7 protein-coding genes are annotated in these 9604 nt (G+C 62.3%); all 7 read left to right on the top strand.

The window, feature by feature from the left end; all coding sequences use genetic code 11:
• A partial coding sequence (locus QZY06_RS19435; protein ID WP_295687238.1) for an acyl-CoA dehydrogenase family protein occupies positions 1–1129 on the top strand: 1129 nt, incomplete at its 5' end.
• A 217-nt stretch (positions 1130–1346) separates the two neighbouring features.
• Complete coding sequence (locus QZY06_RS19430; RefSeq protein WP_295687236.1) at positions 1347–1802, top strand: MaoC family dehydratase; 456 nt, start codon at positions 1347–1349, stop codon at positions 1800–1802.
• A gap of 58 nt (positions 1803–1860) precedes the next feature.
• Positions 1861–3027, top strand: coding sequence for an acyl-CoA dehydrogenase family protein (locus tag QZY06_RS19425; RefSeq protein ID WP_295687234.1), 1167 nt, complete (start codon positions 1861–1863; stop codon positions 3025–3027).
• Between the two features lie 91 nt (positions 3028–3118).
• A complete protein-coding gene (locus QZY06_RS19420; protein ID WP_295687233.1) occupies positions 3119–4339 on the top strand; it encodes an acyl-CoA dehydrogenase family protein in 1221 nt (406 codons plus the stop codon).
• A gap of 172 nt (positions 4340–4511) precedes the next feature.
• A complete protein-coding gene (locus QZY06_RS19415; RefSeq protein ID WP_295687231.1) occupies positions 4512–5303 on the top strand; it encodes an enoyl-CoA hydratase/isomerase family protein in 792 nt (263 codons plus the stop codon).
• Between the two features lie 69 nt (positions 5304–5372).
• Positions 5373–6935: a long-chain-fatty-acid--CoA ligase gene (locus tag QZY06_RS19410; protein ID WP_295687229.1), complete on the top strand. Its 1563-nt coding sequence runs from the start codon at positions 5373–5375 to the stop codon at positions 6933–6935.
• A gap of 107 nt (positions 6936–7042) precedes the next feature.
• The coding region (locus tag QZY06_RS19405; RefSeq protein ID WP_295687226.1) for a methylmalonyl-CoA mutase family protein at positions 7043–9604 on the top strand (2562 nt) is incomplete at its 3' end.

The raw sequence follows: 9604 nt of genomic DNA, 5'->3' as shown, positions 1-9604 counted from the left end.
TGTCTATAACGAAGAACACGAGATGTACCGCGATGCCGTCCGCGGCTTCGTCAAGGCTGAACTGACGCCGCATTTCGCGCGTTGGGAAGAGGCAGGCATCGTCGACCGCGCGATGTGGGACAAGGCCGGCGAAGCGGGTCTGCTGTGCCCGCAGGTCGGCGACGCTTACGGCGGTGTCGGCGGCACCTTCCGGCACAACGCCATCGTCGTCGAGGAATTGGCCTACGCCGGCATGGCCGGTCCGCAAACCGATCTGTCAGTGCACAACGATGTCTGCGCCGGCTATCTGATCAGCCTCGGTACCGAAGAACAGAAGCAGCGCTGGCTGACCGGCATGGTCAGCGGCAAGACCGTCTGCGCGATCGCGATGACCGAGCCGGGCACTGGCAGCGATCTGCAGGGCATCAAGACTCGCGCTGTGCGTGATGGCGATGACTTTGTCATCAACGGCTCGAAGACCTTCATTTCCAACGGCCAGCATTCGGATCTGGTGATCGTCGTCGCCCGCACCTCGGACGCGCCGGGCTCGAAGGGCATGAGCCTGATACTGGTCGAAGCCGATCGCCCCGGCTTCCGCCGCGGCCGCAATCTGGAAAAGCTCGGCCATCTGTCGTCGGACACTTCTGAGCTGTTCTTCGACGATGTGACCGTGCCGGTATCGAATCTGCTCGGCGCCGAAGGCACCGGCTTCGCATCGTTGATGAGCGAGCTGCCGCAGGAGCGTCTGACCCTGGCGGTGTCGTCGATGGCCTCGGCGCAGAAGGCTTTCGATATCACTCGTGACTACGTCAACAACCGGAAAGCCTTCGGCAAGACGATCATGGATTTCCAGAACACCCGCTACAAGCTGGCGGATCTGAAGGCCGAGCTGTCGGTCGGCTGGGCGTTCGTCGACCAGTGCCTGGAGAAGCACGACCGCCATGCGCTGACTTCGGCCGACGCCTCGATCGCCAAGCTGTGGTGCACCGAGATGCACGGTCGCCTCGTCGATACCTGCCTGCAGTTCTTCGGCGGCTACGGTTTCATGCGCGAATACGAGATCTGCAAGCTCTACGCCGATGCCCGCGTGCAGCGCATCTACGGCGGCACCTCGGAAATCATGCGAGAGCTGATTTCGCGGTCGCTTTGATCAAGCGGACATTCGCAACAACAGCGTCATCCCGCGCAGGCAGGGATTCAGTTCTAACTCGAGCGCTCCGCAGGAAGCCGGGAATTCGATTCCCGCCTGCGCGGGAATGACGTTGAATAGAGGGTAGACCCCGAGGCCGGTTGACCCGCCATCCCGACATGATAGTATGGCACCATACTAAATATCGGCCGCGTTGCGGCTTTTCCGGGAGTCGGCAATGGCGGGTCTGTACTTCGAGCAGTTTGCAATGGGCCGGGTTTTCGATCACGAAATCCGTCGTACGGTCACCGAATCGGACAATGTCTGGTTCTGCGGTGCCACCTACAACCCGGCTCAGATCCACATCGATGCCGAGTACTGCAAGAACACCGAGTTCGGCCAGCCGCTGGTGAACTCGATCTTCACGCTCGGTCTGGTCATTGGCCTGACGATCCAGGACACCACGCTCGGCACCACGGTCGCCAACCTCGGCATGACCGACACCCGGTTTCCGAAGCCGGTGTTCGCCGGTGACACGATCCGCTCGCGCACCACGGTGCTCGAGATTCGCGAATCGAAGTCGCGCCCCAACGCCGGCATCGTCACCTTCTTGCACGAAGGCCTGAACCAGCGCGGCGAGATCGTCTGCACCACCCAGCGCCAGGCGCTGATGCTGCGCAAGCCGGCCGCGTAAACGCGCCGCTCGCAGGTCCGAATCCGCTTTCCCTTTCTCTAACTTTCCGGAGTTCACGATGGACTTTTCGATCAATCCCGATCATCAGGCGATTCGCGACGGCGTCGGTGCCGTGGTTCGCTCGTTCGGCGACGACTACTGGCTGGCGCGTGATGAGGACGGCGTGTTCCCACGCGAGTTCCACAAGGCGATGGCCGATGGCGGCTGGCTCGGCCTGACCATGCCGGAGGAGTACGGCGGTTCGGGTCTGGGCGTGACCGAAGCGATGATCATGATGCATGAGATCGCCAGCCACGGCGGCGGCATGGCGGCGACGTCGTCCGTGCATATCAATCTGTTCGGGCCGCACCCGATCGTGGTTTACGGCACGCCCGAGCAGAAGGCGCGTTGGGTGCCGCGTCTGATCGCCGGTGAAGACCAGTGCTGCTTCGGCTTCACCGAGCCGGACGCCGGCCTCAACACCACGGCGATCAAGACTTTCGCAACCAAGGTCGACGGTGGTTATGTCGTGCGCGGCCAGAAGGTCTGGACGTCGACCGCGCAGGTCGCCAACAAGATCATGCTGCTGACCCGCACCACCAAGCTCGAAGACGCCAAGAAGCCGACCGACGGCATCACCATCTTCTACACCGACCTCGATCGTTCGAAGATCGCCGTCACCAAGATTCCGAAGATGGGCCGCAAGGCGGTCGATTCGAATTCGATCTTCATCGATGACCTGTTCATCCCCGATTCCGATCGCATCGGCGAGGAAGGCAAGGGCTTCGGCTACATCCTGCACAGCCTCAATCCGGAGCGCGTGCTGATCGGCATCGAAGCGATCGGCATCGGCCAGGACGCACTGCGCCGCGCTGCCAAGTACGGCCGCGAGCGGGTCGTCTTCGGTCGTCCGATCGGTCAGAACCAGGGCATCCAGCATCCGCTCGCGGAAAAGTGGATGTACCTCGAAGCCGCTCAGCTGATGGTCGAAAAGGCTGCCTGGCTGTACGACAACCATCTGCCCTGCGGTGCCGAGGCGAACGCCGGCAAGTTCCTCGGCGCACGCGCTGGCTTCGATGCCTGTCTGCAGGCGGTGCTGACCTTCGGCGGCATGGGTTACGCGAAGGAGTACCACGTCGAACGCCTGCTTCGCGAAGTGACGGTGACCCGCATCGCACCGATCACCGAGCAGCTGATCCTGTCGTTCATCGCCGAAAAAGTGCTCGATCAGCCGAAGTCGTACTGATCGCAGGCCGCGGCAATCCGGATTCCCGGGGCAGCTTTACAAGGATAGTAGGCTGCCATACGATTTCTTACAGAATTTTTGAGGAAGCACCATGTTCAAGCGCACGCTGTTCACCCACGAACACGAACTTTTCCGCGATACCGTTCGCAAGTTCATCGAGCGCGAGATCGCGCCGTATCACGCCCAGTGGGAACACGACGGCATCGTGCCGCGTGATCTGTGGATCAAGGCCGGCGAAGCGGGCATGCTCTGCTGCACGGTGCCGGAAGAGTACGGCGGCCTCGGCCTCGATTATCTTTTCGATGTCGTGGTCTTCGAGGAAATGGCGCGCAGCGGCTTCACCGGCCCGGGCTTCCTGATCCATTGCGATCTGGTCGCTACCTACGTCAAGGGTTTCGGTACCGAAGAGCAGAAAGCGCACTGGTTGCCGAAAATGGTGTCCGGCGAGGCCATTGGCTCGCTCGGCATGACCGAACCGCATGCCGGCTCGGATCTGAAGGCGATCCGCACCCGTGCGGTGCGTGATGGCGATGACTACATCATCAACGGCCAGAAGGTGTTCATCTCCAACGGCCAGCTTTGCGACGTGCTGGTGCTGGCGACCAAGACCGACAGCGATTCCGGCTCCAAGGGCGTGACGCTGTTCCTGGTCGACACCAACAACCCGGGCTTCAAGCGCGGCAAGAACCTCGAAAAGCTCGGCATGAAGGCGCAGGACACTTCGGAGCTGTTCTTCGAGGACATGCGCGTGCCGGCCTCATGCATGCTCGGCAAGGAAGGCGAAGGCTTCAAGCTGATGATGACCAAGCTGGCCCAGGAACGTCTCGCCCAGGCGATCCGTTCGGCCACGGTCACCGAAACGCTGATCGAGATGACGGTGGACTACACCGCCAACCGCAAGGCATTCGGCACCACCATCGGCGCGTTCCAGAACACCCAGTTCAAGCTCGCCGAGTTGCATACGGAATCGGTGATCGGTCGCGTCTTCACCGACCACTGCATCGCCAAGTTCATGGCCGGCGAACTCGATGAAGTCGACGCCGCGATGGCGAAGATGTGGCTGTCGAACCTGCACTGCAAGACGGCCGACGAGTGCCTGCAGCTGTTCGGCGGCTGGGGTTACATGTGGGAGTACCCGATTTCCCGCGCCTTCGCCGATTGCCGCATCGTTAAGATCGCCGGCGGCTCGATCGAAGTGATGAAGCTGATCATCGGCCGTTCGCTGTTCGGCCGCGTGCAGGGCCACGAAAAGGTCAAGCCGATTGCCAAGAGCGATGACGCGGATGCTGGCCAGAAGCGTCTCGCGGGCTAGCCGAGCAGAACTGTCGGCGTTTGAAAGAGCACGAAAGCCGCTCCCGAAATCGCCTTAAAGATCGGAAGGCTCGCCGTCCAGCATTGGCGGCGAGCCTTTTTTTTACTGCCTGTGCACATGTCTGCGTAGACAGTACGGATTATTGAACAGCTGCACCGGAGTGATCGACATCGTGGAATTCAAAACCATCGACCTGAGCATCAGTGACGGCATTGCACGCCTCGCACTGAACCAGCCGGACTCGGGCAATCCGTTCAACGCGCAGTTCTGCTCGGAGTTCAGCCAGGCTGCGAATCTGCTCACTGCCCGCAAGAAGGACGTGCGTGCCGTGCTGCTCAGTGCCAACGGCAAGTTCTTTTCGATCGGTGGCGACATCCGCATGTTCGTCGAGTCGATCGACACGCTGTCGGCATCGATCATCGAATGGACCTCGACCCTGCACATGGGCATCGCGCGCCTGAAGCGTCTCGACGCGCCGCTGATCGCCTCGGTACATGGCACCTGCATGGGTGGCGGCGTGGCGCTGATCGCCAACTGCGACATGGTCTATGCCGGCAAGAGCGCGCGCTTCGGCGCCGCCTATCCGCAGATCGGCTATTCCTGCGATGCCGGCGCCTCGTTTGGCCTGGTGTCGCGTCTTGGCATCGCCCGCGCGCGCCGCTTCCTGCTGTTCAACGAAATGCTCAGCTCCGACGAAGCCGTCGCTTGCGGCCTGGCCGATATGGTGGTCGAGGATGCTGTACTGGCCGCCACCGCCGAAAAGGCTGCCGTACGCCTGGCCAACGGCCCGACGCGCGCCTTCGGCGAAATTCGTCGCCTGGTCGACAAGGCGCTGCGCCAGCCGCTGGAAACCCAGCTTGAAGACGAAGCCCAGGCGCTGGCCGGTTGCGCCGGCAGCGAAGATGCTCGAGAGGGCATCATGGCCTTCGTCGAAAAGCGTGCACCCATTTTCAAAGGACGTTGAGCCGGCTCCCGAACGGGATTTCCTGCCGAGAAATCAGCGCTATTCGTTACAGCGAAAGAGGATGAAACCATGTGGTTGTATGCCGACATCAAGACACTCGCCGACATTCCCCGGTTGTATGCCCGGACCCGCCCGACCAAGGTTGCCCTTGTTGACGGCTCGGGTACCACCACCTTTGCGGAGCTGGACGATCGCTCGAACCGCATCGCCAACCTGATTGCCGGCCTCGGCGTCGCGCCGCGTTCGAACGTCGGCTTTCTCGGCAAGAATTCCTCGCTGTACTTCCAACTGCTGTTCGGCATCAACAAGGCCGGCAGCACGATGTCGCCGATGAACTGGCGCCTGGCCGCGCCGGAACTGGCGGCGGTGATCGCCGATGCCGAAGCGCCGCTGCTGTTCGTCGACCGCGAGCTGATGCCGCTGGCCGAGAGCGTCAAGGCGCTGTGCAGCCAGAAGTTCCAGATCGTCGAGATCGATCCGCCGAATCCGAATAGTGCCTTCGACCAGGCGCTCGCCAAGGCCGCCAACACCGATCCGCACGCCCCGCTGACGGCCGAGCAGGCCGCGCTGCTGATCTACACCTCGGGCACCACCGGCAAGCCGAAGGGTGTGGAGCTGACCCATCGCGGCTTCCACTACATGCGGCTCTGCGAGCATCTCGAACCGGCGCTGCAGTGGCAGCCGGACGACGTGATGCTGATGGTGATGCCGAATTTCCATCTGGTCGGCAGTGGTCTGACCATCCAGTCGCTGTACAACGGTTCGACCTTGTCGATCCTGCCGCAGCTCGACGCCGGCCAGCTGATCAAGATCATCGCCCGCGATCGCCCGAGCGTCGTTGCCCTGGTGCCGACGGCCATCCAGATGCTGCTCGATCACCCGGATTCGAAGACGGCCGATTTCTCCAGCTTGCGTCTGGTCATGTACGCAGGTTCGCCGATCAGCTCGCATCTGCTGCAGCGGGCGCTGGTGCAGATGAAGTGCAAGTTCATGCAGTTCTACGGCGCCACCGAAAGCTCCGGTGCGATCACGCTGCTGCGGCCGGAACAGCATGTGCTCGAAGACGAGGCCAAGCTGAAATCCTGCGGCACACCGCTGCCGCTGATCGAGGTCAAGTTCGTCGATGCCTTTGGCGTCGAAGTGCCGGACGGTGAAGTTGGCGAATTGATCGTCCGTTCGCCGTCGATCTTCGGCGGCTACTGGAAGCAGCCGGAAACCACGGCCGCCGTGCTGAAGGACGGCTGGTACAAGACTGGCGATGCCGGACGCCGCGATGCCGAAGGTTTGCTGTACCTCGTCGACCGGGTCAAGGACATGATCGTCACCGGTGGTGAGAACGTCTATTCGGCGGAAGTCGAACAGGTGCTCGCCAAGCATCCGGGCGTGCGCATGTGCGCGGTCATCGGCCTGCCGGACGAGAAGTGGGGCGAGCGCGTGGTCGCGCTGATCATGCCGGCCGATGGTCACAAGCCGACGCAGGACGAAATCATCACCCACTGTCGCCAGCACATTGCGGGCTATAAGGTGCCGAAGGAAGTGCGTCTCGTCGACAGCTTCCCGATGACGGCGACCGGCAAGGTGCTGAAGCGCGTGGTTCGCGACGAGTTGGCAAAGGCGGCTGCCGTCGCCTGATTGCCAGCGGTTTGCTTGTCTGCAGATTTGTTGTTGCTTGTATTGCCGTGAACGTAGTCCAGCGTCCAACCGGACGCCTCATTTATTGATCACCGAAGACCGTCGCCATGCCTGATTCTCCGTCGCTACTGCCGCAGGACACCGAAACCTCCCAGACTCGCAACCCGCTCCGGTTTGTCACGGCGGCGAGTTTGTTTGATGGTCACGATGCGGCGATCAACGTGATGCGCCGCCTGATCCAGGGGCAGGGCGCGGAAGTCGTGCACCTCGGCCACAACCGATCGGTGGAAGACGTGGTTCGCGCCGCACTTCAGGAAGACGCGGACGGCATCGCGCTGTCCTCGTATCAGGGCGGCCACAACGAATTCTTCAAGTACATGGTCGACATGCTCGCCGAGCGTGGCGCCAGTCATATCCGCGTGTTCGGCGGCGGTGGCGGCACCATCACGCCGGAAGAAATCGCGGCGCTGCACGGGCAGGGCGTGGAGCGCATCTATCACCCGAATGACGGCAGCAAGCTCGGCCTGGTCGGCATGATCGAGGATCTGGTCAAGCGCGCCGAATCGCATCGTCAGGGCAGCATCAAGCCAGGCGTGGCGACCATCGACGACGAGATCAGCGTGGGCCGCTGGCTCTCCGCACTCGAAGACGACATGTTCGACGAAGCCGAGCTGAGCAAGCTGCGCGAGGAGTGGAAGGTCACGGGTGCAAAGACGCCGGTCATCGGCTTCACCGGCACCGGTGGTGCAGGCAAGTCTTCTGCGGTCGACGAACTGCTGCTGCGCTTCCTGCAGGCATTCCCGACCATGCGTATCGCCGTGCTCGCCGTCGATCCGACGCGCCGCCGTTCCGGTGGCGCGCTGCTCGGCGATCGCATCCGCATGAATAGCTTGCGCAACCCGCGCGCCTTCATGCGTTCGATGGCGACCCGCCGTCAGCACGCCTCGATCAACACCGTGCTCAAGGATTGCATCGCCTTCCTGAAGAGCCTGACCTACGACTTGGTCATCGTCGAAACCGCCGGTATCGGCCAGAGCGACTCGGAAATCGTCGACCTCGTCGACTTCCCGATCTACGTGATGACCAGCGACTACGGCGCGGCCAGCCAGCTCGAAAAGATCGACATGATCGATTACGCCGAGCTGATCGTGCTCAACAAGTTCGATCGCCGTGGTGCCGAAGACGCGCTGCGCGACGTGCGCAAGCAGTGGAAGCGCAATCGCGTGCGCTTTGACCTGAAGGACGAAGACGTTCCGGTCTATCCGACGATCGCCAGCCAGTTCAACGATCCGGGCGTGACCTGGATGTTCACCAACCTCTGCCGCCTGCTGCGCGACAAGCTCGGCCTGCCGGTCGACAAGTGGACGCCGAGCCTCGACACCACGCTGAAGGAGCCGCGCGCCACGGTGCTGATTCCGGGCAACCGCACCCGCTACCTCGCCGAAATCGCCGAAGGCGGCCGCAGCATCAACCGCGATTGCGAATCGCAGTCCGACATCGCCGACCGCGCCCAGTCGCTGTGGGACGCGCTCAAGGAACTCGACGACGCCAAGCTGCCGAAGCCGCTCGATTTCTACGCCGGTGAAGACCTCACCGCTGGCGGCGACAAGAGCCTGCTGATCCTGCGCAGCCGCTACAACGAAGCGATCAAGGGCCTGAAGTCGGATTCCATCTCGCTGCTGCGTGAATGGCCGGCGCGCCTGAAGGGCGTGACCGACGACCAGTACACGTACTACGTGCGTGGCAAGCCGGTTTCCGGCGACAACTACAGCGAATCCCTGAGCCACTCGAAGATCCCGAAGGTTGCCGCACCGCGCTACGAAGGCTGGGGCGAGCTGCTGCGCTTCCTGCTCAAGGAAAACCTGCCGGGCGGCTATCCGTACACCGCCGGCCTGTATCCGTATCGCCGCGTCGGTGAAGATCCGATCCGCATGTTCGCCGGTGAAGGCACGCCGGAACGCACCAACCGCCGCTTCCACTACCTGAGCCAGCCGGGCGCACCGACGCGTCTGTCGACCGCTTTCGACTCGGTCACGCTGTATGGCGAAGACCCGGAAATCCGCCCGGACATCTTCGGCAAGATCGGCAACTCCGGCGTCAACATCGCCACCCTCGATGACATGAAGAAGCTCTATTCGGGCTTCGATCTCTGTCTGCCGTCGACGTCCGTCTCCATGACCATCAACGGCCCGGCGCCGATGATCCTGGCGATGTTCATGAACTGCGCCATCGATCAGCAGATCGAGAAGTATCTGAAGGAAGAGCCGGCGCGTTGGGCGGCCGCCGAGAAGAAGATCGCCGATCTGTTCAAGGGCAAGGTCCGTCCGAGCTATTCGGGCGAGTTGCCGTCGAACAACAACCAGCTGGGCCTGGCCCTGCTCGGCGTCACCGGCGACCAGCTGGTCGATGCCGAGACCTACGCCAAGATCAAGCGCGAAACGATGTCGGTGGTGCGCGGCACCGTGCAGGCCGACATCCTCAAGGAAGATCAGGCGCAGAACACCTGCATCTTCTCGACCGAATTCGCGCTGCGCATGATGGGCGACATCCAGCAGTCGTTCGTCGAACGCGGCGTGCGCAACTTCTATTCGGTGTCGATCTCGGGATATCACATCGCCGAAGCCGGTGCGAACCCGATCAGCCAGCTTGCCTTCACCCTGGCCAACGGC

Origin of the sequence: uncultured Nevskia sp. (assembly GCF_903885465.1) — a bacterium.
Lineage (GTDB): Bacteria > Pseudomonadota > Gammaproteobacteria > Nevskiales > Nevskiaceae > Nevskia.
This window is presented reverse-complemented; position numbering and strand designations above follow the sequence as displayed.

Excerpts from the sequence above, each read along its gene's own strand:
- QZY06_RS19425 (WP_295687234.1), top strand. The coding sequence starts at position 1,861 with ATGGACTTTTCGATCAATCCCGATCATCAGGCGATTCGCGACGGCGTC.
- QZY06_RS19420 (WP_295687233.1), top strand. The coding sequence starts at position 3,119 with ATGTTCAAGCGCACGCTGTTCACCCACGAACACGAACTTTTCCGCGAT.
- QZY06_RS19430 (WP_295687236.1), top strand. The coding sequence starts at position 1,347 with ATGGCGGGTCTGTACTTCGAGCAGTTTGCAATGGGCCGGGTTTTCGAT.
- QZY06_RS19410 (WP_295687229.1), top strand. The coding sequence starts at position 5,373 with ATGTGGTTGTATGCCGACATCAAGACACTCGCCGACATTCCCCGGTTG.